Raw genomic sequence first — 24,720 nt, forward strand, 5'->3', positions numbered from 1 at the left:
AGATATTGGGAGGCCGGCACGGGGCAAACCTTGGCAATTGCGGCCATAGTAAATGGAGCGTTATCCGGGCGAACCGCCCTCCCGCCTTTGACAGTCGCCCCCGGTAAGCCGTGCTTCTGGGAAATACATAAGGAAAACAGCTGGATAGATGGTTAAGCTTAAGTGAAGAGAATCGGCTGGATTTGAGACAAATCCATTGCAAAATGCTTCGTTTCGAATTTGCCTAAAACTTGAGGAAAATTTTCGCTGACCGGGCAAGCCGTCCTTTGCGCGTCCATGCCACTATCGCATCCATAAAGAGGTCATGCCGCATGAACGCATGATCCGGTCACGAATGAGGGCATACAGATGGGCTTTCTGATCAGAGTGGCTTTCTGGTTTTCGCTGGTGCTTCTGGCGCTGCCGCTGAATGTCGGCTCCGACGAGACCGGCCACCAAAGCGTCGGGCCGATCCAGGCGTTGTTTGCGGCACGCGAAGCCGTCGGCGACATTGCCGGCATATGCGAGCGCAAGCCCGACGTCTGCGAGACCGGCAAGTCCGCAATGCACACGATCACCGCCCGGGCCAGGGAGACAGCCAAGATCGCGGCCGCCATGTTGGACGACAAGGCCGCCGAACCCGACACGGCGACAACGACCGGCAGCGTGCCGGAAGACTTCGTCTTGCCGGCGAAAGTCGAGTTGCCGGCGAAAAACTGAGATATTTTTCAGCGCATCTGTCACCGTCCGCGCTCTGACGCCTATAGTGTTTTCCTCTTTTTCCGTGACGCGGTGTCGCCGGATGACTATATCCGGAGTGATGACCACGACGATCCAGACGATCCGCGACGACTTCTCCCTGCTTGACGAGTGGGAAGACCGCTACCGCTATGTGATCGAACTGGGTGAGGCCCTGCCGCCGTTTCCCGACGAGGAACGCAACCCTGTCAACAAGGTGCCCGGCTGCGTCAGCCAGGTCTGGCTGACCACCGAGTATGGTCCGGGGCCCGACCCAGTCGTCACCTTCGCCGGCGATTCGGACGCCCATATCGTGCGCGGCCTCGTCGCTATCATGCTGGCGCTGTTTTCCAGGCGACCCGCCAGCGAGATCCAGAAAACCGACGCGGAAGCCACGCTGAAGGCACTTGGCCTCGACGAGCACCTGTCGCCGCAACGCGCCAATGGTCTTCGTTCAATGGTCAAGCGCATCAAGCGCGACGCAGAGGCGGCCTTGAAGCAGACCGCCTGATCAGACGAACAGCGCGCGATGGCCCGACATGATCGGAGCCGCACATGTCGCGACGCATATCGATTGCTCGAGCATCGCCCCAAGATCAAAACGGCGCCCGGAGGCGCCGTTGATCATCTAACCCAGGTTGGGAAGGGAGCCGGTATCAGCGCCCCTTGCGCTTGCGGCCGAGACCCATCTTCTTGGCGAGCTGTGAGCGGGCGGCAGCATAGTTGGGCGCAACCATCGGGTAGCTGGCGTCCAGGCCCCATTTTTCACGATACTCGTCGGGCGTCAGACCGTAGTGGGTCATCAAGTGACGCTTCAGCGACTTGAACTTCTTGCCGTCTTCAAGACAGACGATGTAGTCGTCATGGACGGAGCGTTTCGGGTTTACTGCCGGCTTCTGCTTGTCGGCAGGAGGCTGTTCACTGGCCCCGCCCACGCGCCCGAGGGCGGCATGGACATCGGCGATGAGGCTAGGCAGCTCGCCGACCGGCACCGGATTGTTGCTGACATAGGCGGCTACGACATCGGCCGTCAATTCGATCAGCGCATCACTATTTCTGGAAGGTGTTTCGATAATATCCATGGCTTCCTGGCCCCAACGTGAGTTGTTTCTACCTGCGCCCTATTTTTGATAGGTCGGGCATCGCGCGAAATTTTTGCAGGAAAGAGCCTCTGCGATTCGCGTCGCAGCATCCTAATGAGCCACTAAACCAAGTAAGTCAATTCGCTTCTTGCGCTGTATTCATCGATGGCAATAAATATTCGACGATCAGCTTCAACCTTTCGTGCACTCTGTAACTTTGCGATATTTTCTGGGCAGACCAGCAGCGGCGGACGCCCAGTCAAGCTGCCGTTACATCCATGAGAGCCAGTAAAAAAAATCTCAATGCTTGGCTATGCTTGGTTGTGGCGTAGGCTATCTGGTTGTTTTTAGAATCTACAAAACCATAGGTTGCGATTTGCTGTTACAAGCAAGCCGGAAATCAGCCCTGCGGACCGGCACCGTCCATCAATGTGGGGTGATGTATTTTCCGTAGACCCAGCCGGTGACGAAATTGCCGTTCTGTGCCGGATCGTGCCAGACTTCGCACCAGCGATAACGGATCTTCTGTTCCTGCTTCCAAACCGGCTGCTTGGCGATGTCGAGCAGGTTTATGCCGCCGGTGCATCTCCCGGTCATCTGCAAAACGGCACCGTTGGGATAGGCGGCCTGCTTTTGGGACGATCCCGCCGGATACTTGCGCACGTTGAGCGTGTCGCCAAACGGAAGGTTGGTCACTTGCCAAGCTGCGAACACGGTTGCATGAGATTGGCCGATAAAGGCCAAGACTGTCGAAGCGACGGCGAAAGCCGCAGCAGCGTGAAAACGGAACTTCATTTTTCCCTCTCCTCCGGCTCATCTTCTGGAGCCCGGCGCAAACATATACTCCGGCTCTTGAACCTGCGCTGATCGGCGTGTTCATTCTCCATACAAGTAACTTCCACAGCGAGACACAATGACCCGAACCCCAGCATTTCCAACTGCCAGCCCGCCGCAACCAGAGAAGCGGCCGGTCTTCGATGTGCACCATGGAGTGACGCGGACGGACGACTATGCCTGGCTGAGAGCCGACAACTGGCAAGAGATGTTCAGGGATCCGTCGCTGCTCGACGCGCAGATCCGCGCCCATCTCGAAGCCGAGAACGCCTATCAGGCAGCGCTCATGGCCGAGACCGCCCAGGTGCGGAAGCAGCTTTTCAAGGAGATGAAGGGCCGCATCAAGGAGGACGATTCGTCCGTGCCGATGAAGGATGGGCCGTACGCCTATGGGTCATCTTTCAAGCTTGGCGGCGAGCAGCCGCGTTATTTCCGCACGCCACGCGAGGGCGGCGACCAAGAGATCCTGCTTGACGGCGATCTCGAGGCCGAAGGCAAGGCCTATTTTCGCCTCGGCGGTGTCGACCATTCGACCGATCACGCCAAGCTTCTGTGGGCCTTCGACGACAAGGGTTCCGAATTCTACACGCTTCGCGTCCGCGATCTCGCCGACGGCAACGATCTGGCCGACAGGATTTTGGATACCGGTGGCGGCGGCGTGTGGGATGCCGGAAATGACGGGTTTTTCTACACCCGCCTCGATGCCAACCACCGTCCTTCCAAGGTGCTGTTCCATGCCCTTGGCGACAGTCCTGAGAACGACCGGCTGATCTACGAAGAAACCGATCCGGGCTTCTTCATGAATGTCGGCGGCACACGCTCCAACGAGTGGATCATGGTTGGCATCAACGACCACGAGACCTCGGAATATCGCATCATGAGCGCCAGCGAGCCGTTCGCCGAACCGAAGCTGGTTGCTGCGCGCGAGACCGGCCTGCAATACGACCTCGAAGAAGGCGGCGATGTCTTCTTCATTCTCACCAATGCCGACGGCGCCAAGGATTTCAAGATCATGACTGCGCCGGCGAGCGACCCGGTGCGCGCCAACTGGCAGGAGCTGGTGCCGCACGAAGCGGGCCGGCTGATCCTTTCGGTAATCGGTTTCAAGGACCACATGGTCAGGCTTGAACGGAAGGAAGGCCTGCCGCGCATCGTCGTGCATGACCGCAACAGCGGCGAGGAACACCTCATCTCCTTCGACGAGGAAGCCTTCTCACTCGGCCTGTCGGGATCCTATGAATACGATACCGAGATCATGCGCTTTTCCTACTCGTCCATGACAACGCCGGCGCAGGTCTTCGACTACAACATGGGCACCCGCGAGCGCGTGCTGCTGAAGACCCAGGAAGTTCCGTCCGGCCACGACCCGGACCACTACGTGACGCGGCGGCTGATGGCGCCCGCAGCCGGCGGCGAACTGGTGCCGATCTCGCTCATCCACCATCGCGACACGCCGCTCGACGGATCAGCGCCTTGCCTGCTTTACGGCTACGGCTCCTACGGCATCACGGTCCCGGCCGCCTTTAACACCAATTTGTTATCGCTGGTCGACCGCGGCTTCGTCTACGCGATTGCCCATGTCCGCGGCGGCAAGGACAAGGGCTATGGCTGGTACGACGACGGCAAGCGGGCGCACAAGATGAACACGTTCACCGATTTCATCGCGGTCGCCCACCACCTCGTCGCCGAGCGCTACACCGCCCATGATCGCATTGTCGCACAGGGTGGCTCGGCCGGCGGCCTGCTGATGGGCGCCGTCGCGAATATGGCGCCGGAATGCTTCGGCGGTATTGTCGCCGAGGTTCCGTTCGTCGACGTGCTCACCACCATGCTCGACGCGATCTTGCCGCTGACGCCGCCGGAATGGCCCGAATGGGGCAATCCGATCGCCTCGGAGGAGGACTACCGAACGATCGCCGCCTACTCGCCCTATGACAATGTCGCCGCGCTCGACTATCCGCCGATCCTGGCGCTTGCCGGCCTCACCGACCCGCGTGTCACCTATTGGGAGCCGGCCAAGTGGGTGGCGCGGCTGCGCGACCGCAAGACCGGCGACAATCCGGTGCTGTTCAAGATCAATATGGACTCCGGTCATGCCGGCGCATCCGGCCGGTTTTCCAGGCTCGAGGAAATCGCCTTCACCTATGCGTTTGCGCTGAAGGTGGCGGGCAAGGCCGACCTTGCCACCACAGCGCCGCCGACCCTTTTGGACGCACAGACGGCGCTGTAGGAGCTTGATCTTGCGCACCACGGGTCAGGCCATGTCGATTTTCCGCTCGCAATTGCCATAGCTGCGCGCTAGCCAATGCGCGGCTTCTCGCAGCCGCGCCACCCAAAAATCATCCAGTCACGGCAAGGGTCCGCAATGTTGCTCGTCGACGTCTATCTCGACAAATCGCCCATCCAGGGCATTGGTGTCTTTGCCAAGAACCACATTCCCCGCGGCACACTGGTCTGGAAGCTCCATCCCAATTACGACCGGCGCATCCCTGTCGAGGTCTATGAGCGCGAAACCGGGCCGGTCAGAGCCTATCTCGATCGCTATTCCTATCCCGATCGGCGCGACCCGAACTTCGTCGTCTTCGAAGCCGACGACGCCCGCTTTATGAACCATGCCGATGACCCGAATTGCGACGTCGCCTCGCCCGACGAGACTTATGCACTGCGCGACATCGCGCCCGGCGAGGAAATGACCTGCAACTACAATCATTTCTTTGAAACCGGCTTCGATTTCCTCGGCGACCGCCACTTGTAAATCGGGAGCGTGGAATGCAGCGCGGGCAGGATTGACAACAACGGACCTTCAGCGCACCTTCCAAACAGGTGGATACAACCTGCTGCTTGCGCCCTCCCGGGTAAGGTGAATGTATCGAGCCACTTCAGGCTCCCTTTGCCCGAACGAACGGGTCAGTAACGCAAGCTCTGACGTCTTCCGTTCTTCGAAGCAAAGGATGATTCCATGCGCGATTTCCGCGATGCAAAAGCCATGGCGCAAACGCTGTCCGAAGCGCTGAGCGCCAAATCCGTTTCGCTGTCCCACAGCGAAAGCCTCGAACTCATTGCTAGGGTCCTCGGCTTGCGCGACTGGAACGTATTGGCTGCAAGGATTCAGGCGAGCCAACCAGTCGGAGCTGGGCCCAGAAACCCGGCGCCCGAGGCCAGCCCGCCCCCGTCCTCCGGCGCGGATCTGCCGATTTTTCCAATGCGGGATTTCGTGCTCTTTCCGCAAATGACTGTTCCGGTCTTCGTGGGCCGCGACAAAACGCGGCGCGCTGTGGAGCACGCGATGGCAGGCGACCGCCGCGTTCTTGTGGTCGCACAGAGGCACGCGACCGACGAGGATCCCGGCGACCTTGCTTCTCTCTATCCGGTGGGTGTCACGGCTAGCGTGATAAACTGCCAGACGCAGGTGGATGGGGTACTCAAGGTCTCGGTCTCCGGCCTCCAGCGAGCCGCGATCCTTCACCTGGTCAACGCCGACTTTCTGGCGGCGGAGGTCGCGCCAGTCGAAGAGCAGCGTCGCCAATCGGCGGAGGCGGTAGCACGTTCGAGCGCGGTTCTCGATACATATCAGAGCTATGCCAACATCGATTTTTCCTCGCTTCCACGAAGGGCCAAGGCGCGACTCGGCCTGCCCTCCATCGGCGATCCCGGTGTCCTAGCCGATACGCTCGCGCCGCTGCTGTCGATCAGTATCGAACAGAAGCAGCAGCTTCTGGAAACCAGCGATGTCGTCGCCCGGCTTGAAAAGATCCTCGACCTGATGAAAGCTGGCCGGCCTGAGTATGGGCCAGAGCCAGCCGGCTGACAGGTGCTAATTCGCCGGCTTGCGTGGGGGATAGCCGTTGGGGTGCGGCGGGATGGCCTTCAGATAGGCCGCGATCGCCGCACGGTCGTTCGGTGCCAACTCGGCCATGTTTCTCTGCACGTCGACCATGGCGCCACTGACGGAATCGAAATCCGGGGTGAAGCCGGTCTCCAGAAAGTAGGCTATGTCGGCCTCCGACCAGTCACCGAGCCCGCCTTCGCCCGAAGTGATGTTCGGCACGATGCCGCTGCCTTCGGCAGCGGTGGCTCCGGCCAGCCACTCGCTCTTCCTGGTGCCGCCAGCAAAATCGCGCGGCGTGTGGCATTCGCCGCAATGGCCGGGCCCTTCGACCAGGTAACGGCCGGCCATCACCGGATCCGGCGTGCCATCGGGGAAGGAAACCACCGGCTGGTCACTCAAATAGAGACGTTTCCACAGCCCGATGCCGCGACGGATGTTGAATGGGAACCCCAGCGAATTGGGCGGCGCCTTGCCCGCCACCGCCGGAAGCGTTTTCAGGAAGGCATGGAGATCGGCAATGTCAGCCGGCTTCATGCGTGCGTAGGACGCATAGGGAAACGCCGGATAGAAGTGCTCGCCGCTCGGCGACACGCCCTTCAGCATGGCGTTGGCGAGGTCTTCGACCGACCAGCCGCCGATACCGTCCGAGGTATCCTGCGAGATGTTCGGTGGCACGAAGATGCCGAACGGCGTCTTGAGTTCGAGACCGCCGGCCAGTTGAAGGCGGACGTCGCCTTGCGAGCCTGGCTTCGCATGACAGGACGTGCAGCCGCCGGCATAAAAAATGCGCTTGCCCCTGGCGGCATCGCCGGGGCCGAGCTGCGCCAGGGCCTCGCTGTCGAGCCTGACCGGCGCCGACAGGAACCAGCCGGCAACCGCGCCGGCGACGCCCAGAACGAGGGCGGCGCCGACGAGTTTTTTCAGCAGGCGCATCGCCCGCTATCAGCCCTTCTTAATCCTGTATGTCTTGTGGCAGGTGCCGCAATCGCCGCCTATGGTGTTGAACCCCGCCTTGAAGGCATCGACGTCGGCAGGAGCGGCGGCCGCCGCAGCCTTGACGTCGGCGAGATATTTTTCTTCCACCGCCTTGAAGCCGGCCATATCGTCCCAGATTTTTGGGGCAGCTGTGGTGTCGCCGGTGTCGCTGCCAGCCGGGAAAAGAGTGTCGACGTTTGCATGGAACTTCTCGGCGTTTGCCTCCAGCGCCTTCAACGCCGCCAGCACGGCCGCTGCGTCATAAGGGGTCTCGCCCTTGACGACTTTCGACAATTGGCCGGCGATCTTTCCACGTTCCTTCATAATGGCCTGCCGCTCCTGGATCGGATCGGCAAACGCCGCCGAACCGGCGAAGGCGAGCATCGAGATGGCGAGGATAAGCTTTCTCATTCAACTGGCTCCATGGTGAAGATGTTTCGGGTGAAGGCCCGACTGATCGATAACGGCAAAACTGGCTTGAAAATTCCGGAAATTCGCCTCACGCTTGTGTAAATTTTTTCGCGACGGTCGTTGGAAAAGCGCGGCCGATCATTTGGCACATAGAGAAAAGCCCCGGTTTTGCCGGGGCTCTTCTGCAACTCAGTCAGGCCTACGCCTTTTCGTAGAGCTCGAGGACATGGTCCCAGTTGATCAGACTGTCGACGAAGGCTTCGAGATATTTCGGCCGGGCGTTGCGATAGTCGATGTAATAGGAGTGCTCCCAGACATCGACACCCAGGATCGGGGTCGCGCCATGGACCAGCGGGTTCTCGCCGTTCGGGGTCTTCGAGATCGCCAGCTTGCCGTCCTTGACCGAAACCCAGGCCCAGCCCGAACCGAACTGGGTGGTGCCGGCGGCGATGAAATCGGCCTTGAACTTGTCGTAACCGCCAAGATCGCTGTCAAACGCCTTTTGCAGCGCGCCCGGCAATTTGTTGCCGCCGCCGCCCTTCTTCATCCACTGCCAGAAGTGGATGTGATTGTAGTGCTGGCCGGCATTGTTGAAGAGCCCGGGGTTCTTGCCGAAGGATTGTTTCACAACCTCTTCGACCGACAAATCGCCGAGCCCGGCTTCGGCAGCCAGCTTGTTGCCGTTGTCGACATAGGCCTTGTGGTGCTTGTCGTGGTGATACTCCAGCGTCTCCTTCGACATGTAAGGCTGCAATGCCTCGTAGTCATAGGGCAAGGCGGGCAATTCAAAAGCCATCGGTCGTACTCCTCGTGGAAAAAATCCGGTGTCGATACCGGACTAACATAGGTCTGGATTGGTGTGGAGCAACTCCGGAACGAAGCGCCGGTTCGCTTTTTAGCCAGTCAGCCGGCCGAAGTCGAATGCGCCCACTCCCAATAGAGTTCGCGCGCCTTTTTCGCTACAGGCCCGGGCTGGAGACTGCGATCCTCGATGCGGGTGACCGGCACGAGTTTCGAGTGGTTTCCGGTCGAGAATATCTCGTCCGCTTCGAGGAATTCGCGCACCGACAGCGCCTTTTCGATGGTCTTGAAGCCATACTCGTCAAGCAGCGTCATCGTCCGCGAGCGGGTGATGCCGGACAGGAACGTGCCATTCGGCGCCGGCGTCAGGACATGGCCATCCTTGACCAGGAAAATGTTCGAGGTTCCGGTCTCGGCGACATTGCCCAGCATGTCGAGCACCAGGGCGTTGTCGAAGCCGCGCATCTTGGCTTCGAGGATGGCACGACCGTTGTTGGGATAAAGGCAGCCGGCCTTGGCGTTGGTCGGCATGGTCTCGATGGTCGGGCGCCGGAACGGCGAGACGGTGACCGAAAAGCCCGACGGCGGGATCATCGGCGATTCATAGAGGCAAAGGCAGAAACGGGTCGAGGCCGGATCGGCCGGCACGCCCATATAGCCACCATGCTCGGCCCAGTACATCGGCCTTATGTAGACCGCCGTCTTGCCGTCGAACTTCTTCAGCCCGTCCCAGGTCAGCCCGACGATCTTTTCGGCGCTCATGGATGGTTTGAGACCAAGCGCGATCGCCGAGGCGTTCACCCTCGCGGCGTGGCGGTCGAGGTCGGGGGCGACGCCCTCGAACCAGCGGGCGCCATCGAACACGCTGGTGCCGAGCCACATGGCATGGCTGCGCGGCCCCAGAATGGCGACGTTGCCTTCATACCAGTCGTCATCCACGAAGGTCCATGTCGCGGATTGCGCCGCAGCCGCCAGTGTCATCGCTTGGTTCCGCGTTTCAGAGCTGTCCTGTCTCGCCATTGGAAGATGCTTTGGCGTCTGCCGTCAACTGATATGGCTGAGATTTGTTAAGGCCAGCGGCATGCGAAATTGCAATCCGTGCTTGCGCCCGGCCTTGCCTCGCCGCAAAACTGTTACCATGCAACATGCGGCTTACGTTTTCGACGCTTACGGAACGCTGTTCGACGTGCACGCAGCCGTCCGCCGTCATGCCGACCAGATCGGACCGGATGGCCAGCTCCTGTCGGAGATCTGGCGCGCCAAACAACTGGAATATTCCTGGGTGAGGACGCTGATGGGCGCCTACGCCGATTTCTGGCAACTCACCGAACAGGCGCTGGATTTCGCCTTGCGAAAGGTTCCCTCCGCGGACAAGGGACTGAGGGCCAAGCTGCTCGACGCCTATTGGCGGCTGGACTGCTATCCGGAGGTGCCGGCCGTGCTCAAGGCGCTCAAAGCATCTGGCGCCAAGCTGGCGATTCTATCCAACGGCTCGCCTGAAATGCTGGAAGCGGCGGTCAAATCGGCCGCGCTCGACCAGGTTCTGGACGACATCTATTCCGTCGAGGCCGTCAAGCGCTTCAAGGCCGATCCGTCGGTCTACGACATGGTCACGACAGGCTGGCGTCTCTATCCGGGTGCGGTGTCGTTTCAGTCATCCAACCGCTGGGACGTCGCCGGCGCCACCAAATTCGGGTTCCGGACAGTCTGGATCAACCGCTCCGACCAGCCCGAGGAATACCGGGACTTTCCGCCGGCCCTGATCCTGCCCTCGCTCGAAGGCCTGCTCGCCGCAGGCTGACACATGACCCTAAATCGGAATCGATTCTTGGAAAGGATCGTAGGCAAAATAAAACTGCGACAGCGTCCTTTGCTGACGCGCGGCGCTGCAGGCCTGTTGCCTCGGCGCAACAGGGGCTGAACCGTCACAGCTTTGCCTTTGTTTGTTCACCCTCAGGCCAGAATCGGAACCGCCTATCGCGCCAGGCATTGGTAGGGCTGGCGCGCCGTACTGATTGGCGTATTCATGTTCTGTTTCGATATGAGACTTAAAAAAGGCAACGATGTTCACAACCGAAATCGACTCCTATCGCCTGAGCCGTCGCGGCTTTCTCAACGCCGCTGCGCTCGGCGCCGCCTCGATTGCGGTTTCCGCCTGCACCACGACGGCAGGCCGGCCTGTCGAGCCGCCGCCGCCTGCCAACGTCGAGCCGCCGCTCATGGACTATGCAACAATGTACGGTCCGGTCAGCGACAATGGGTTCGAGCTGCCGGGCATACCCTACGAGAAAATCGACGAGCAATTTCTGCGTCAGATCGTTCCCGATCCGACCGGCCAGGCGCCCGGCACCATCGTCGTCGATACGGCCGGCCACCACCTCTATTTCGTGCGTCCGGGCGGACAAGCCATTCGTTATGGGGTCGGGCTGGGTCGCGCCGGTTTCGAATGGTCTGGCGATGCCGTCGTCCAGTGGAAGCAGAAGTGGCCGAAATGGACGCCGCCGGCCGAAATGATCGCCCGCAAGCCCGAGTACGCAAAATACAGCGCCGAGAATGGCGGCATGCCCGGCGGGCTCACCAATCCGCTCGGAGCGCGGGCGCTGTATCTCTTCGAGGGCAACGAGGACACGCTGTACCGCCTGCACGGCTCGCCGGAGTGGTTTTCCATAGGCAAATCAGTGTCATCTGGCTGCGTTCGCTTGATAAATCAGGACATTATCGATCTTTATGACCGTGTGCCCAACAAGACGCCGGTGATCGTTACCTCCGGTGTCGGTCAGGAACTGGTTGCCACGGCAGACCGCAAAGCCATTCCAATCGATGCGGGCGTCCCGGAAGGATCGATCCTGCTCGGCCCGGCAAGGGCGATCTCGGAACCGATCTTCTGAGCTGGTCGAAGGCGCTGGAGCGGCGGACTTTCGGCGCCGCCACTTTTCGGTCCGATGCTTTTCCCCGAGCATCGGATTCTCGCAAAACCGGTGCCCGGTTTTGGATCCGATGCGGTGCTTTCAGCGCCGCCCCCTGGCCAGGCTGCCGAGGATGCCGCGCACGATCGCCCGTCCAACCGACGTGCCGACCGAGCGAACCACCGATTTGATCGCCGCCTCCGCCACCGTCTGGCGATTGGACGCTCGCGGCGCCGGTGCTCGCCTGCCGCCGGTGGGCTGGGGGGCGGGATCATCATTGCCGAAGCCTGGAATGGTCCAGCGCGAGCCGCCGCTCTCCTGCTGCTGTGCCTCCGCGTCCAAGGCATCCTTGGCTTTTTTCTGCAGCATCTCGAAAGCCGATTCGCGATCGACGGTCTGATCGTACTGCCCCGCAACCGGGCTCTCGGTGATCAGCGTGCGGCGCTCGTCAGGCGTGATCGGGCCAAGTCGCGACGACGGCGGGCGAACCAGCGTCCGCTGGACCATGGACGGAACACCTTTGGCCTCCAGCGTCGAGACCAGCGCCTCGCCGGTGCCGAGCTGCGTGATCACGGTAGCACAGTCGAAGTCGGGATTGGGCCTGAACGTCTCGGCGGCGGTCCTCACGGCCTTCTGCTCCCGTGGCGTGTAGGCGCGCAGGGCGTGCTGCACCCGGTTGCCGAGCTGGGCCAGAACGGTTTCGGGGATATCCAGCGGATTCTGGGTGACGAAGTAGACGCCGACGCCCTTCGAACGGATCAGGCGGACCACCTGCTCGACGCGGTCGATCAGCACTTTCGGCGCGTCATCGAACAGAAGGTGCGCCTCGTCGAAGAAAAAGACCAGCTTTGGCTTGTCGGGATCGCCGACTTCGGGCAGCTCCTCGAACAGTTCCGACATCAGCCACAACAGGAATGTCGCATAGAGCCGGGGATTCATCATCAGCTTGTCGGCGGCCAGCACGCTGATCGCGCCGCGCCCGTCGCGGGTGGTGCGCATGATGTCGGCGATCCGCAATGCCGGTTCGCCGAAGAAATTCGTCGCGCCCTGCTGCTCCAGAACCAGCAGCGTGCGCTGGATTGCGCCAACCGAAGGTTTCGTCACATTGCCATAGCGAGCGCCGATTTCTTCGGCGCGTTCGGCGATGTTGGCAAGAAGCGCTTGCAGGTCCTTCAGGTCCAGCAGCAACAAGCCTTCCTCGTCGGCGATGCGGAAGGCGATGTTCATGATGCCTTCCTGCGCCTCGGACAGGTTCATAAGCCGCGACAGCAGCAGCGGCCCCATTTCCGAGACGGTGGCGCGGATCGGATGGCCCTGCTCGCCGAAAAGATCCCAGAATATGACCGGAAATTCCTGGAAATCATAGGGATCGAGCTTGACCTGCTCGGCGCGCTTGACCAGAAAATCCTGTGCCGCGCCCATCATGGCGATACCGGACAGGTCGCCCTTGATGTCGGCGCAGAAGACCGGCACGCCGGCATTGGAGAAACCTTCCGCCAAAATCTGCAAGCTCACGGTCTTGCCGGTGCCGGTCGCGCCGGTGACCAGGCCATGACGATTGCCATACTGAAGCAGCAGGTTTTCGGCGCGCTGGTAGCTGTCATCAGGCTTTCGGCTGGCTCCGATGAAAATACTGGTGTCGTCAGCCATGTGTCGGGTCTCCGCAACCTGAAGTGTTGAATGCCCTGATCTATTGAAAGTAGCGGGGCTCGCCGCAGGTATAATGACGCCATTGCGCAGCGACAATGGCCATGGTCGAAATTGGGCTTTTTGGAGCTTGCGGATTTTGCGCATGTTTGGCAATCGGTTGACGGTTCACCGTCGCAGGGCGCGTGTTGCATTGTGATATGCGACGGGGAACCGTAGACTGACGTTCCAGGCCTATCGGCCGAGAAGACGAGGAGAGCGGATGGCCGGTGCCTTGAACCACGATGCCGAACTTCCGAACCCTGACCGGCAGCGGTGGCTGGCCCTTGCGGAAAAAGCCCTGGCCGGCGGATCCTTCGAGGAAAAGCTCGTTTCCCATACGGACGATGGCATCCGCATCGAGCCGCTCTATGATCGTTCGGTCACCGCCGAGCCTCTCGCACGGGCAAACCCCGGATCGTCGTGGATCGTCAGCCAGCGTATCGACGATCCGGATGTCGGCCGCGCCAAAGCCCAGGCCCTGAAGGACGTCGCACAGGGCGCCACCGGATTGTCGCTTGTCTTCGAAGGCGCGCCGAATGCGTTCGGCTACGGCCTGCCGAGGACTGCCGAGGCGCTGGAGACCGTGCTGGACGGCGTGCCGCTCAACCGCATCCAGGTCCGCATCGACGCGCATCCCTGGAGCCGCGCCGTGGCCGACTGGCTGGTTGCGTTCTTGAGCAAGCGCCGGTCGGACCCGGCAAAGCTCAACCTGTCCTTCGGCATCGACCCGGCGGCGATCTTTGCCGGAACCGGCCGGTTGCGGATGTCGATCGAGGCCTTGCAGGCGTCGATGCCGCAGTCCCTGGCGCACTTTTTCTCAATGGGCGTGCCCGGGGTCCTGCTGGAGGCAGACGGACGCGTCTTCCACAATGCCGGTGCCACCGAAGCGCAGGAGCTGGGCACCATGATGGCTTCGGCGGTCTCCTATCTCCGGATGTTTGAGGAGGCGCGCCAGCCGCTTGTCTATGCGGCGCCCCATATCGGCTTTGCGCTGAGCGTCGACCAGGACCAGTTCGTATCGATGGCCAAGGTCAGGGCCCTGCGCAGGCTGTGGGCGCGGGTCCAGGAGGCATGCTCGATCTCCGCCGCCACCGCCAACATTCATGCCGAGACATCGTTCCGCATGATGACTTCGGCGGACCCGGAGACGAACATCCTGCGCACCACGATCGCCGCTTTTGCCGCGGCAGCCGGCGGGGCGGACTCGGTCTCCATCCTGCCTCATACGATCGCGCATGGCCTGCCGGCGGGCTTTGCCCGCCGTGTTGCCCGCAATACGCAACTGATCATGGCCAACGAAAGCCATATCGATCATGTCGCCGACCCTGCTTGCGGTTCGGGCGCCGTTGAAGCGCTGACTGGCGAACTCTGTGAAGCTGCGTGGGAAGAATTCCAGCGGATCGAGGCGGAAGGCGGCGTGCTGTCCAGCCTGCAGCAAGGACACATCCAGAAACGGGTTCAGGCGGCCGCCGCCCGCCGCAATGCCGCCTATCAGGCGGGCGACCGGGCCATCATCGGCACGACGCTTCACCCGTCGAAGATCGAACGTCCGGTCGAAACCCTGGCGGCGGAGCGGCGGCCCTCGGTCACCGAGGGCGTCGCGGTGTGCGAGCCGCTGTTTCCGATCCGTATCGATCAATCGATCGGAGCAGCATCATGATTCCGGATTTCAGCCAGATCGGCTGGTCGGCGCCGCGCCGGGCGCCGATCGAGGTCAAGGGCCAGCGGATGACCCCGGAAGGACTGGCCATCAAGCATCTGTACAACCAGGGCGACCTCAAGGGGTTGCCGCATCTCGACACCTATCCGGGCCTGCCGCCATTCGTGCGCGGCCCCTACCCGACCATGTATGTCCAGCAGCCGTGGACGATCAGGCAATATGCCGGCTTCTCGACGGCGGAAGAGTCGAACGCCTTTTACCGGCGCAACCTCGCGGCCGGCCAAAAGGGACTGTCGGTCGCTTTCGACCTTGCCACGCATCGCGGCTACGACAGCGATCATCCGCGCGTTGCCGGTGATGTCGGCATGGCAGGCGTCGCCATCGATTCCATCCTCGACATGCGCCAGCTCTTCGACGGCATCCCGCTTGACGAGATGACGGTGTCGATGACCATGAACGGCGCGGTGCTGCCGATCATGGCGCTCTACATCGTCGCCGCGGAAGAACAGGGCGTTGCGCAAAAGGACCTCGCCGGGACCATTCAGAACGACATTCTGAAAGAGTTCATGGTGCGCAACACCTACATCTATCCGCCAAAACCTTCGATGCGGATCGTGTCGGACATCTTCTCCTATACGTCGCAGCACATGCCGAAGTTCAATTCGATTTCGATCTCCGGCTATCACATGCAGGAGGCAGGGGCGACCGCCGACCTCGAGCTCGCCTACACCATCGCCGATGGAATCGAATATGCCCGCGCCGGTGTCGCGGCGGGTCTCGATATCGACCGTTTTGCGCCGCGCCTGTCCTTCTTCTGGGCGATCGGCATGAACTTCTTCATGGAGGTCGCCAAGCTGAGGGCAGCCCGCCTTTTGTGGTCGACCCTGATGCTGAAGAACTTCTCGCCGAAGGACGAGCGCTCGCTGTCGCTACGCACCCATTGCCAGACTTCGGGCTGGTCGCTAACGGCGCAGGACCCTTACAACAACATCATTCGCACCATGATCGAGGCGATGGCGGCGACGCAGGGTCATACACAATCGCTGCACACCAACGCCTTCGACGAGGCGATGGCGCTGCCGACCGACCATTCGGCCCGCATCGCCCGCAACACGCAGCTCATCCTGCAAAAGGAATCCGGCACCACCCGCATCATCGACCCGTGGGGCGGCTCTGCCTATCTCGAACGGCTGACGCATGACCTGGCGGCGCGCGCGCTTGCCCATATCGAAGAGGTCGAGAGCCTGGGCGGCATGGCCGCCGCAACCGAAAAAAACATACCGAAGCTGCGCATCGAAGAGGCGGCCGCGCGCACGCAGGCGCGGATCGATTCCGGCGAGCAGATCCTGGTCGGCGTCAACGCCCATCGTCCCGAGACGGATATCAAAGTCGACGTGCTGAAGATCGACAACGCCGAAGTCAGGGCCCGGCAATTGTCGAAACTGCAGCGGCTGAAAGGCACGCGCGACGTCGGCGACGTCGAGAGCGCACTGAGTGCGCTGAGCCGGGCTGCGGAGAGCGGCGAAAATCTGCTGGAGTTCGCCATTCGCGCCGCACGCGCCAACGCCACGGTCGGCGAGATTTCACTGGCGCTGGAAAAGGTTTTTGGCCGCCATGTCGCCTCCGTCCAGACGATCTCCGGCGTCTATCGCAAGGCGCTCGGCGACAATCCGGCGGTCGATCGGCTGCAGGACAAGATCGTCGCGTTCGAGGAGAAGTCCGGCGGCAAGCCACGCATTCTCGTCGCCAAGATGGGACAGGATGGCCACGATCGCGGCCAGAAAGTGATCGCCACCGCCTTTGCCGATCTAGGCTTCGACGTCACCGTCGGGCCGATGTTCCAGACGCCGGACGAGATCGCCAGGCTTGGCGTCGAGCACGACGTGCATATCATTGGCGCCTCGTCGCTGGCCGCGGGTCATTTGACGCTCATTCCCGAACTCAGGGACGCGCTGAAGAAGCTTGGCCGCGACGATATGCTGATCGTCGCCGGCGGCGTCATCCCGCCGCAAGATCATGAGGCGGTACGGCAGGCGGGTGCTGTGGAAATCTTCCCGCCAGGCACCGTCATCCCGGAAGCGGCGGAGCGGCTGATGGATAGGCTGCTGTAGGCCGGCTGAACTTGTTATAATCCATGTTGCAACGACCGACAATTTGAGTTATAATTGGCGTTGCAACAAGGGTTGAATCCATGAACACGACCATTCGCAAAATCGGCAATTCCGAAGGCGTGATCCTGCCCAAGGAAATTCTCGATCACCTGAATCTGAAGGCCGGCGATCAGCTTGAGATCGTCGAAACGAGCAAGGGCATCGCCCTTCGGCCAGTGGACGACAGCTTCGAGCGGCAGATGGAAGCCGCTCGCCAAGTCATGGACAAATACAAAGTCGCGCTTCAGAAGCTCGCCGAATGAGCTGGGAGTTCCTGAGCCGGCGTGCGGTCGAAGCCATGCACGCCGAGCAGTTGCGTCGGCACGGCGGCGCGCACGGTTTGAGGGATGAGAATGCCCTCGAATCGGCGCTCGCCCGAGCCGAGAACAAGGCCAACTATGGTGATCCATCGATCGAGGATCTGGCCGCGGGCTATATCTTCGGCATCGCCAGAAATTACGCCTTTGTCGACGGCAACAAGCGCACGGCCATCGTCGCCGCCGGCGCGTTCCTGATTGTCAACGGCTATGCGCTGACGGCCGACAACGGCACGATCTATGAGTTCGTCATGGGCGTCGCCGCCGGCGAAATCGACGAGGTGGGTGCTGCGGCGTTCTTCCGCGACCATGTTGTCAAGGTCGAGGGCTAATTGTCGGAGAGCTTGACGATTTCCCACTCCTTGCCGTTCACCACGGCAATTTCGCCGACCTTCTTGCCGAACAAGGCCAAGGCCATCGGTGAAACATGGGAAATCGTCCCCTTGGCCGGATCAGCCTCATCCTCGCCGACGATCTTCCAGTGCACCTTCCTGCCGTCATCGCCTTCCAGCGTGACGCCCATGCCGAAGCGAACCAGGTCGCTGCCCGGTTCCGGCACGGAAAGCTCGGCGCTTTCACGCCGCGCGGTCCAGTAGCGCAGGTCACGCGAGATGAGCGCGATGCGCTCGCGGTCGGCCCTCTTTTCCGCTCTGCCCAGATCGTCGCGCAGGGCAGCCAGTTCGGCGTCCATCAGCGCCAGGCCGCGTTGCGTCACCAGATTGCGATGGTGGCTGATCGGCCGCTCGCCGATGCCGGCGATGGCGTTTTCGCTATCTTCTTCGCGCGTGAAGGCTCTGCTCATCAGTCGAGCTTATGCCTCGCGTGGCGACTCCACAAGCTATTGCCGGAAAACCGGATCTGCCGATCCGGCGTGACACGATTCCTGCGGCGCGACGGCAGGACGCTGGGAATTTGTGTGGCTTTGCGCAACTGACCGTCGGACGCAATCATGCGAGCTGAATGCCCGTCCTCAGCTCAGCGCAGCAGTGGGGCGGAGTGAGCCGACCTTGGCGCCGATCCGGCTTTCTATGGGCGGATGTGCCTCTTCGATCAGCATCGCCGCCAGCGCCTTGTCGGCGTGCAAAAACCTGGCCAGCACGGCCGCGACCGTGACTTCAGCGGCGCGGCCGGCGCCATCATCGCATTTCAGTGCAATGCCAAGGCCAAGCTCGGGAAGTGCCGCACAATAGACGCCTTCGGCCCCAACCTTCACAAAAATCCGGCCTGACGCGGCCTGCATCAGCGCAACATCAGCCCTGCCCGTGCCGGCGACCAGAAATGGCTCGGCCATGCAGGCGGAAAGCAGCCGCTTTGCGGCCTTGGCGCGCACGGGTTCAAAGCCGGCACCGGTCGCCATGCGGGCAAAGCCGAGGGCGAAGCTGCGCAGCGGCACGGCATAGGTCGGGATCGAGCAGCCGTCGGTGCCGCAATGATCGACATCATGGGCGGCACCGGTCACCGCTTGCATCGCATCGCGCACCATCTCCTGCGAGGCATGGCCGGATTTGACGTAGCCGCGATGGGCGACGCCGGCGTGGACGCAGGTGCAGAGGAAGCCCGCATGCTTGCCGGAACAATTGTTGTGCAGCGCGTTTGGCAAATTGCCGGTGCTGGCCAGCGCAACGGTCGCGTCATGGCTCGACGGCCAATGCGCGCCGCATTCCAGTGCCGCCACGTCCAGCCCGGCCTTGGCCAGCATCGCCCGCGCCAGTTCGACATGCGCCGGCTCGCCGGAATGCGAAGCGCAGGCCAGCGCCAGTTCGCGGTCGCCGAAACCGTACGCATCGGCGGCGCCGCTTTCGACCAGCGGCAGCGCCTGGATCGCCTTGACCGCCGAGCGCGGGAACACCGGGCGAGCCGTATCACCGATTTCCCAGACCGGCTTGCCATCGGCATCGAAGACCGCAATGGCGCCACGATGCGCGCTCTCGACCACCGTGCCGCGCAAAACTTCGACCAGAACCGGATTTGTCATGAATTCCCCGCTAACGCACGACCTCGAAAATCGGATTCGATTTTCGAAAAGGATCATGCGTAAAATCAAAGTGTTACAGCGTCCTTTGCGCGCCCGGAAGGGCGCGCGGCGCTGTAATGCGGGCGGTTTTTATCTGATCCGATCGAGAATGGAAACATAGTTGGCAACCGCGGCACCGCCCATATTGAAGATGCCGCCGAGCTTTGCTCCGGGCACCTGGATGCCGCCGGCCTCGCCGACGAGCTGCATGGCGCTCAGCACATGCATCGACACGCCGGTGGCGCCGATCGGATGGCCCTTGGCCTTCAGCCCGCCTGACGGATTGACCGGCAGCCGGCCGTCCTTCGCCGTCTCGCCGTCGAGCGCCAGTTTTGCGCCCTCGCCCGGTTTGGCCAGGCCCATCGCCTCATATTCGATCAGCTCGGCGATGGTGAAGCAGTCATGCGTCTCGACGAAGGACAGATCGTCGAGCGTCACACCGGCCTTGTTCAGCGCCTGATTCCACGCCTGCTCGCAACCCTCGAATGCCAGGATGTCACGCTTCGACATCGGCAGGAAATCCTGCACATGCTCGTTGGCGCGGAAAGCGACGGCGCGGCGCATCTTCAATGCCGTCGCCGTGTCGGCAAGCACCAGGGCAGCGGCGCCGTCCGAGACCAGCGAGCAGTCGGTACGCTTCAGGGGACCGGCGACGAAGGGGTTCTTCTCGCTCTCGTGCCGGCAGAACTCATAGCCGAAATCCTTGCGCATCTGCGCGTAGGGATTGTCGACGCCGTTCCTGTGGTTCTTGGCGGCGATCATCCCCAGCGCGTCCGACTGGTCGCCATAGCGTTGGAAATAGGCTTGCGCGATCTGGCCGAAAACGCCGGCGAAGCCTGCCGGCGTGTCGCCCTCCTCGGGCAGATACGAGGCCTTGAGAAGATTCTTGCCGATTTCCGGACCTGATGTCGTCGTCATCTGCTCGGCGCCGACCACCAGCACGATACGCGCCGCATTGGCGTCGATGGCGCGGATGCCTTGCCTGACCGCCGCCGAGCCGGTGGCGCAGGCGTTCTCGACCCGCGTCGCCGGCTTGAAGCGAAGCCGGTCGTCGGCCTGCAGGACCAGGCTTGCGGTGAAATCCTGTGCGGAAAAGCCGGCATTGAAGTGGCCGAGCACGATCTCGTCGACCTCGTCCGGACCGATGCCGGCATGATCGAGCGCCTCGCTAGCCACCTTGGTGATCAGGCCCTCCAGCGTCTCGCCTTCGAGCTTGCCGAAGCGCGAATGCGCCCAGCCGACGATGCATGCTGTCATGATTATCTCCATCCCTGCAGGCCGGGCTACGCGATGTCGCGGCGCGCTATCAACATTGTTCAAGAATGAACCGTCCCAGCGACTTCGTAAAGGGGCCAGAACCACACAACGACTTGATCTTGATATCTGGTCACGGCAGCTGACATTTGCCACACAATCGCGTCGGATTTTTGTTGATTGATCCGTCAATAAAAAATAATCTTGCCGCAACGGACCGGAGCAAAGATGCCGAAAATCGGAATGGAGCCGCTGCGCCGCAGGGCGCTGATCGACGCGACGATCTCGGCGATCGGCGAGCGCGGTTCGCTTGATGTGACGATGTCGGAAATCGCCGGGCGCGCCGGGGTGTCCTCGGCGCTCGCCCATCACTATTTCGGCGCCAAGGACGAACTTTTGCTGGCGACGATGCGGCACATCCTGGCCGAGTTGACCGCCGACATGCGGCGCGCGCTTCGATCGGCCAGCACGCCACGCCAGCGCGTTTCGGCGGTGGTCGCGGTCAATTTCTCCGACGCCCAGTTCCAGCCGGAAACGATAGCCGCCTGGCTCGCCTTCTATGTCGAGGCGCAAAAATCGCCAGCGCTGCGCCGGCTGCTCAAGGTCTATGCGCGACGCCTGCATTCCAATCTGTTGAGCGGGCTGACTGGCATCCTGCCGAGAAGCGAAGCCGACCGTGTCGCCGAGGCGACAGCGGCGCTGATCGACGGGCTCTACATCAGGCGCGCGCTGAAGGACGGCGTGCCCAATGCCGCGACCGCGATCGCGCTGATCGAGGACTATCTCGAAACGAAACTCGGCCAGCGGAGCGCGCAGTGACGTCGAAGCGACCCAATTTTCTGATCGTCATGGTCGATCAACTCAACGGCACATTGGTCCCGGATGGGCCGGCGGACTTCCTGCATGCGCCGCATCTGAAGGCGCTGGCGGCTCGTTCGGCGCGCTTCAAGAACAATTACACCGCCTCGCCGCTCTGCGCGCCGGGCCGTGCGGCGTTCATGAGCGGCCAGTTGCCGTCGCGCACCGAGGTCTATGACAATGCCGCCGAATTCGCCTCGTCGATCCCGACCTATGCGCATCATCTGCGTACCGCCGGCTACCACACCTGCCTGTCCGGGAAGATGCATTTCGTCGGGCCGGATCAGTTGCATGGCTTCGAGGAGCGGCTGACCACTGACATTTATCCGGCCGATTTCGGTTGGACGCCGGATTATCGCAAGCCCGGCGAGCGGATCGACTGGTGGTATCACAATCTCGGTTCGGTGGCCGGCGCCGGTGTCGCCGAGATCACCAACCAGATGGAATATGACGACGAAGTCGCTTTTCACGCGGTGCAGAAGCTTTATGATTTCGCCCGCGTCTCGGACGATGCCGCGCGCCGGCCGTGGTGCCTGACCGTCTCCTTCACCCATCCGCACGACCCCTATGTCGCGCGCCGGCGCTACTGGGATCTCTACGAGGATTGCCCGGCGCTCGAGCCGGAAGTCGGCTTCATCCCCTATGACGAACAGGATCCGCATTCGCAGCGGCTTTACCGCGCCAGCGACTATGACAGTTTCGACATCACCGGCGAGCAGATCCGCCGCGCGCGGCGCGGCTATTTCGCCAGCATCTCCTATCTCGACGACAAGGTCGGCGAACTGCTGTCGGTGCTCGAGCGCACGCGAATGCTCGACGACACGATCATCCTGTTCTGCTCCGATCACGGCGACATGCTCGGCGAGCGCGGCCTGTGGTTCAAGATGTGCTTCTTCGAGGGCTCGGCGCGGGTGCCGCTGATGATCGCCGGAAAAGACATTTCGGCCATCCTGATCGACGCGCCGGTTTCCAATCTCGACGTCGTGCCGACGCTTTGCGACCTCGCCGGCATCGACATGAGCGCGATTGCGCCATGGACCGACGGCCAGTCGCTGCTGCCGCTGCTCGACGGCAAGACGCGCGCTGAACCTGTGCTGATGGAATATGCGGCCGAAGGCTCCAACGCGCCGATGGTGGCGATCCGCGAGGGCCGCTACAAATTCATCCATTGCGAGATCGATCCGCCGCAACTGTTTGATCTTGAATCGGATCCGCGGGAATTGACCAACCTCGCCGCCGACCCGGCGCACGCGGCTTTGGTGGCTTCTTTCACCGGCAAGGTCCGGGCGCGCTGGGACATGGCTGCCTTCGATGCCGCCGTGCGCGCCAGCCAGGCGCGCCGCTGGGTGGTCTATCCGGCGCTGCGCAACGGCACGCATTACCCCTGGGAATTCCAGCCGCTGCAGAAGGCCTCGGAACGTTACATGCGCAACCACATGAACCTCGACCTGCTCGAAGAGCAGAAGCGCTTTCCACGAGGCGAATGATGACAGACGGTCTTGAGGCGGATTTCGTCATCATCGGCGCCGGCTCGGCCGGCTCGGCCATGGCCTACCGGCTGTCGGAGGATGGCAAATATTCGGTGATCGTCATCGAATTTGGCGGCAGCGACATCGGGCCGCTGATCCAGATGCCGTCGGCGCTGTCGATCCCGCTCAATATGAGCCTCTACGACTGGGGTTTTGCCAGCGAGCCGGAGCCGCATCTCGGCGGCCGTGTGCTGGCGACGCCGCGCGGCAAGGTCATCGGCGGCTCGTCCTCGATCAACGGCATGGTCTATGTACGCGGTCACGCCCGCGATTTCGACCATTGGGCAGAACAGGGCGCGGCTGGCTGGGGGTTTGCCGACGTGCTCCCCTACTTCAAGCGCATGGAGGACGCCAACGGCGGCGAGAATGGCTGGCGCGGCCACGGCGGCCCGCTGACGGTGCAGCGCGGCTCAAGGACGAATCCACTCTACGGCGCCTTCGTCGAGGCAGGCCGTCAGGCCGGCTTCGAGCTGACCGACGACTACAACGGCGCGAAGCAGGAAGGCTTTGGTCCGATGGAGCAGACCATTCGCGGCGGCCGCCGCTGGTCGGCGGCGAGTGCCTATCTCAGGCCGGCGCTGAGGCGGAAAAATGTAAGCCTGGTCAAGGGCTTCGCCCGACGGGTGATCATCGAGAATCAACGCGCCACCGGTGTTGAGATCGAAGTGCGCAGACGGATTCAGGTGATCAAGGCGCGACGTGAAGTGATCGTTGCCGCCTCCTCGATCAATTCGCCCAAGATCCTGATGCTGTCCGGCATCGGCCCGGCCCAACATCTGAGGGAATACGGCATTCCGGTGATCGCCGACCGGCCCGGCGTCGGCCGCAACCTGCAGGACCATATGGAACTCTACATCCAGCAGGAATCGACGCAGCCGATCACGCTGAATTCGGTGCTGAACCCGTTCTCCAAGGCGCTGATCGGCGCGCAATGGCTGTTCTTCAAATCGGGCCTCGGCGCAACCAACCATTTCGAGGCGGCCGCCTTCGTGCGCTCGCGCGCCGGCGTCGACTATCCCGACATCCAGTATCACTTCATCCCGGCGGCGGTCCGCTATGACGGCAAGGCGGCGGCGAAAGCGCACGGTTTCCAGGCGCATGTCGGGCCGATGCGATCGAAGTCGCGCGGTTCGGTCACGCTGCGCTCGCCCGATCCCGGATCGAAGCCGGTGATCCGCTTCAACTACATGTCGCATCCGGACGACTGGATCGAGTTCCGCCATTGCATCCGGCTGACGCGCGAGATCTTCGGCCAGTCGGCCTTCGACCCCTATCGCGGCAAGGAGATCTCGCCGGGGTCGCAGGTGCAGTCGGACGACGATCTCGATGCCTTCATCCGCGATCACGCCGAAAGCGCCTACCACCCCTGCGGCACTTGCAAGATGGGCCGCAAGGATGATGCGATGAGCGTCGTCGATCCGGAATGCCGTGTCATCGGCGTCGACGGGCTGCGGATCGCCGATTCTTCGATCTTCCCGCGCGTCACTAACGGCAATCTGAACGCGCCGTCGATCATGACCGGCGAAAAGGCCGCCGACCACATTCTCGGCCGCACGCCGCTGGCGCCGTCCAACCAGGAACCATGGATCAATCCGCGCTGGCAGGTGTCGGATCGATAGAACGACGTGCGTCGATTCGGACGCACAAGCGCTCTATCGCTTTTTTAGTCCTCGCATCGTGCTTTCCGAAAATCG

The 24,720-nt window shown here is 62.0% G+C and carries 25 protein-coding genes; 14 read left to right on the top strand and 11 right to left on the bottom strand.

What is annotated here, in order from left to right:
- The first annotated feature begins 348 nt into the window (after positions 1 to 348).
- Both AC0L2B_RS08015 and AC0L2B_RS08020 read left to right on the top strand, forming a co-directional pair.
- Positions 349 to 699, top strand: coding sequence for a DUF5330 domain-containing protein (locus tag AC0L2B_RS08015; protein ID WP_473744847.1), 351 nt, complete (start codon positions 349 to 351; stop codon positions 697 to 699).
- 100 nt (positions 700 to 799) lie between these two features.
- Positions 800 to 1,228 carry a SufE family protein gene (locus tag AC0L2B_RS08020; RefSeq protein WP_473744891.1) on the top strand — a complete coding sequence of 143 codons (429 nt, stop codon included), beginning with the start codon at positions 800 to 802 and terminating at the stop codon, positions 1,226 to 1,228.
- 145 nt (positions 1,229 to 1,373) lie between these two features.
- Here AC0L2B_RS08020 and AC0L2B_RS08025 read toward each other — a convergent pair whose 3' ends face one another.
- Both AC0L2B_RS08025 and AC0L2B_RS08030 read right to left on the bottom strand, forming a co-directional pair.
- Positions 1,374 to 1,799 (bottom strand): Ros/MucR family transcriptional regulator, encoded by a 426-nt coding sequence (locus AC0L2B_RS08025; protein WP_023800837.1) that lies wholly within the window; start codon positions 1,797 to 1,799, stop codon positions 1,374 to 1,376.
- A gap of 426 nt (positions 1,800 to 2,225) precedes the next feature.
- Complete coding sequence (locus AC0L2B_RS08030; protein ID WP_473744848.1) at positions 2,226 to 2,594, bottom strand: SH3 domain-containing protein; 369 nt, start codon at positions 2,592 to 2,594, stop codon at positions 2,226 to 2,228.
- A 118-nt stretch (positions 2,595 to 2,712) separates the two neighbouring features.
- Between AC0L2B_RS08030 and AC0L2B_RS08035 the strand changes: the two genes are divergently transcribed.
- The 3 genes from AC0L2B_RS08035 to AC0L2B_RS08045 all read left to right on the top strand — a co-directional run bounded on the left by AC0L2B_RS08035 (position 2,713) and on the right by AC0L2B_RS08045 (position 6,441).
- Complete coding sequence (locus AC0L2B_RS08035) at positions 2,713 to 4,863, top strand: S9 family peptidase (RefSeq protein ID WP_473744849.1); 2,151 nt, start codon at positions 2,713 to 2,715, stop codon at positions 4,861 to 4,863.
- Positions 4,864 to 4,998: 135 nt separating this feature from the next.
- Positions 4,999 to 5,388: an SET domain-containing protein gene (locus tag AC0L2B_RS08040; protein ID WP_091590843.1), complete on the top strand. Its 390-nt coding sequence runs from the start codon at positions 4,999 to 5,001 to the stop codon at positions 5,386 to 5,388.
- 204 nt (positions 5,389 to 5,592) lie between these two features.
- Positions 5,593 to 6,441: an LON peptidase substrate-binding domain-containing protein gene (locus AC0L2B_RS08045; RefSeq protein ID WP_473744850.1), complete on the top strand. Its 849-nt coding sequence runs from the start codon at positions 5,593 to 5,595 to the stop codon at positions 6,439 to 6,441.
- Between the two features lie 6 nt (positions 6,442 to 6,447).
- Here AC0L2B_RS08045 and AC0L2B_RS08050 read toward each other — a convergent pair whose 3' ends face one another.
- The 4 genes from AC0L2B_RS08050 to AC0L2B_RS08065 form a co-directional block, all read right to left on the bottom strand.
- Positions 6,448 to 7,395, bottom strand: a complete 948-nt coding sequence (locus tag AC0L2B_RS08050) for a cytochrome c (protein ID WP_473744851.1) — start codon at positions 7,393 to 7,395, stop codon at positions 6,448 to 6,450.
- 9 nt (positions 7,396 to 7,404) lie between these two features.
- Positions 7,405 to 7,848, bottom strand: coding sequence for a c-type cytochrome (locus AC0L2B_RS08055; protein WP_091590353.1), 444 nt, complete (start codon positions 7,846 to 7,848; stop codon positions 7,405 to 7,407).
- A 199-nt stretch (positions 7,849 to 8,047) separates the two neighbouring features.
- The gene (locus tag AC0L2B_RS08060) at positions 8,048 to 8,644 is read right to left on the bottom strand and encodes a superoxide dismutase (protein WP_077382015.1); all 597 of its coding nucleotides are present in this window, start codon (positions 8,642 to 8,644) and stop codon (positions 8,048 to 8,050) included.
- A gap of 107 nt (positions 8,645 to 8,751) precedes the next feature.
- A complete protein-coding gene (locus AC0L2B_RS08065) occupies positions 8,752 to 9,630 on the bottom strand; it encodes a branched-chain amino acid aminotransferase (protein ID WP_473744852.1) in 879 nt (292 codons plus the stop codon).
- Positions 9,631 to 9,787: 157 nt separating this feature from the next.
- Between AC0L2B_RS08065 and AC0L2B_RS08070 the strand changes: the two genes are divergently transcribed.
- Entirely contained in the window at positions 9,788 to 10,450 is a 663-nt protein-coding gene (locus AC0L2B_RS08070) for a haloacid dehalogenase type II (protein ID WP_023800845.1), read from the top strand.
- Between the two features lie 9 nt (positions 10,451 to 10,459).
- Here the strand turns inward: AC0L2B_RS08070 and AC0L2B_RS08075 are convergent, their stop codons facing one another.
- Positions 10,460 to 10,720 (bottom strand): hypothetical protein, encoded by a 261-nt coding sequence (locus AC0L2B_RS08075; RefSeq protein WP_473744853.1) that lies wholly within the window; start codon positions 10,718 to 10,720, stop codon positions 10,460 to 10,462.
- Here AC0L2B_RS08075 and AC0L2B_RS08080 point away from each other — a divergent pair.
- Positions 10,713 to 11,537: a L,D-transpeptidase gene (locus AC0L2B_RS08080; protein WP_473744854.1), complete on the top strand. Its 825-nt coding sequence runs from the start codon at positions 10,713 to 10,715 to the stop codon at positions 11,535 to 11,537. The two genes, AC0L2B_RS08075 and AC0L2B_RS08080, sit on opposite strands and share 8 nt — an antisense overlap.
- Before the next feature lie 120 nt (positions 11,538 to 11,657).
- Here the strand turns inward: AC0L2B_RS08080 and AC0L2B_RS08085 are convergent, their stop codons facing one another.
- Positions 11,658 to 13,205 (bottom strand): helicase HerA-like C-terminal domain-containing protein, encoded by a 1,548-nt coding sequence (locus AC0L2B_RS08085; protein ID WP_473744855.1) that lies wholly within the window; start codon positions 13,203 to 13,205, stop codon positions 11,658 to 11,660.
- Between the two features lie 259 nt (positions 13,206 to 13,464).
- On the opposite strand from AC0L2B_RS08085, the gene AC0L2B_RS08090 reads away from it, so the two are divergent.
- The 4 genes from AC0L2B_RS08090 (at position 13,465) to AC0L2B_RS08105 (ending at position 17,703) form a co-directional block, all read left to right on the top strand.
- Positions 13,465 to 14,904: a methylmalonyl-CoA mutase subunit beta gene (locus AC0L2B_RS08090; protein WP_473744856.1), complete on the top strand. Its 1,440-nt coding sequence runs from the start codon at positions 13,465 to 13,467 to the stop codon at positions 14,902 to 14,904.
- Positions 14,901 to 17,015 (top strand): methylmalonyl-CoA mutase, encoded by a 2,115-nt coding sequence (gene scpA / locus AC0L2B_RS08095; protein ID WP_473744857.1) that lies wholly within the window; start codon positions 14,901 to 14,903, stop codon positions 17,013 to 17,015. The genes AC0L2B_RS08090 and scpA overlap by 4 nt, the downstream gene beginning before the upstream one ends.
- Before the next feature lie 80 nt (positions 17,016 to 17,095).
- Entirely contained in the window at positions 17,096 to 17,317 is a 222-nt protein-coding gene (locus AC0L2B_RS08100) for an AbrB/MazE/SpoVT family DNA-binding domain-containing protein (RefSeq protein WP_023800850.1), read from the top strand.
- Positions 17,314 to 17,703, top strand: a complete 390-nt coding sequence (locus tag AC0L2B_RS08105) for a type II toxin-antitoxin system death-on-curing family toxin (RefSeq protein ID WP_473744858.1) — start codon at positions 17,314 to 17,316, stop codon at positions 17,701 to 17,703. Before AC0L2B_RS08100 ends, AC0L2B_RS08105 begins: the two co-directional genes overlap by 4 nt.
- On the opposite strand, the gene greA is transcribed toward AC0L2B_RS08105, so the two are convergent.
- From greA to AC0L2B_RS08120, 3 genes are all read right to left on the bottom strand, one after another.
- Positions 17,700 to 18,173, bottom strand: coding sequence for a transcription elongation factor GreA (greA, locus tag AC0L2B_RS08110; protein WP_473608406.1), 474 nt, complete (start codon positions 18,171 to 18,173; stop codon positions 17,700 to 17,702). The two genes, AC0L2B_RS08105 and greA, sit on opposite strands and share 4 nt — an antisense overlap.
- Positions 18,174 to 18,341: 168 nt before the next feature.
- A complete protein-coding gene (locus tag AC0L2B_RS08115) occupies positions 18,342 to 19,346 on the bottom strand; it encodes an asparaginase (protein WP_473744859.1) in 1,005 nt (334 codons plus the stop codon).
- 129 nt (positions 19,347 to 19,475) lie between these two features.
- The gene (locus tag AC0L2B_RS08120; RefSeq protein ID WP_473744860.1) at positions 19,476 to 20,642 is read right to left on the bottom strand and encodes an acetyl-CoA acetyltransferase; all 1,167 of its coding nucleotides are present in this window, start codon (positions 20,640 to 20,642) and stop codon (positions 19,476 to 19,478) included.
- Positions 20,643 to 20,867: 225 nt separating this feature from the next.
- On the opposite strand from AC0L2B_RS08120, the gene betI reads away from it, so the two are divergent.
- From betI to betA, 3 genes are read left to right on the top strand one after another with little or no spacing between them, the layout of a single operon-like run.
- Positions 20,868 to 21,458 (top strand): choline-binding transcriptional repressor BetI, encoded by a 591-nt coding sequence (betI, locus tag AC0L2B_RS08125; RefSeq protein ID WP_091590338.1) that lies wholly within the window; start codon positions 20,868 to 20,870, stop codon positions 21,456 to 21,458.
- Positions 21,455 to 22,984 (top strand): choline-sulfatase, encoded by a 1,530-nt coding sequence (gene betC, locus AC0L2B_RS08130; RefSeq protein ID WP_473744861.1) that lies wholly within the window; start codon positions 21,455 to 21,457, stop codon positions 22,982 to 22,984. The genes betI and betC overlap by 4 nt, the downstream gene beginning before the upstream one ends.
- Entirely contained in the window at positions 22,984 to 24,645 is a 1,662-nt protein-coding gene (gene betA / locus AC0L2B_RS08135) for a choline dehydrogenase (RefSeq protein WP_473744862.1), read from the top strand. Before betC ends, betA begins: the two co-directional genes overlap by 1 nt.
- Positions 24,646 to 24,720: the final 75 nt, after the last annotated feature.

This window comes from Mesorhizobium sp. WSM4815, assembly GCF_055811575.1.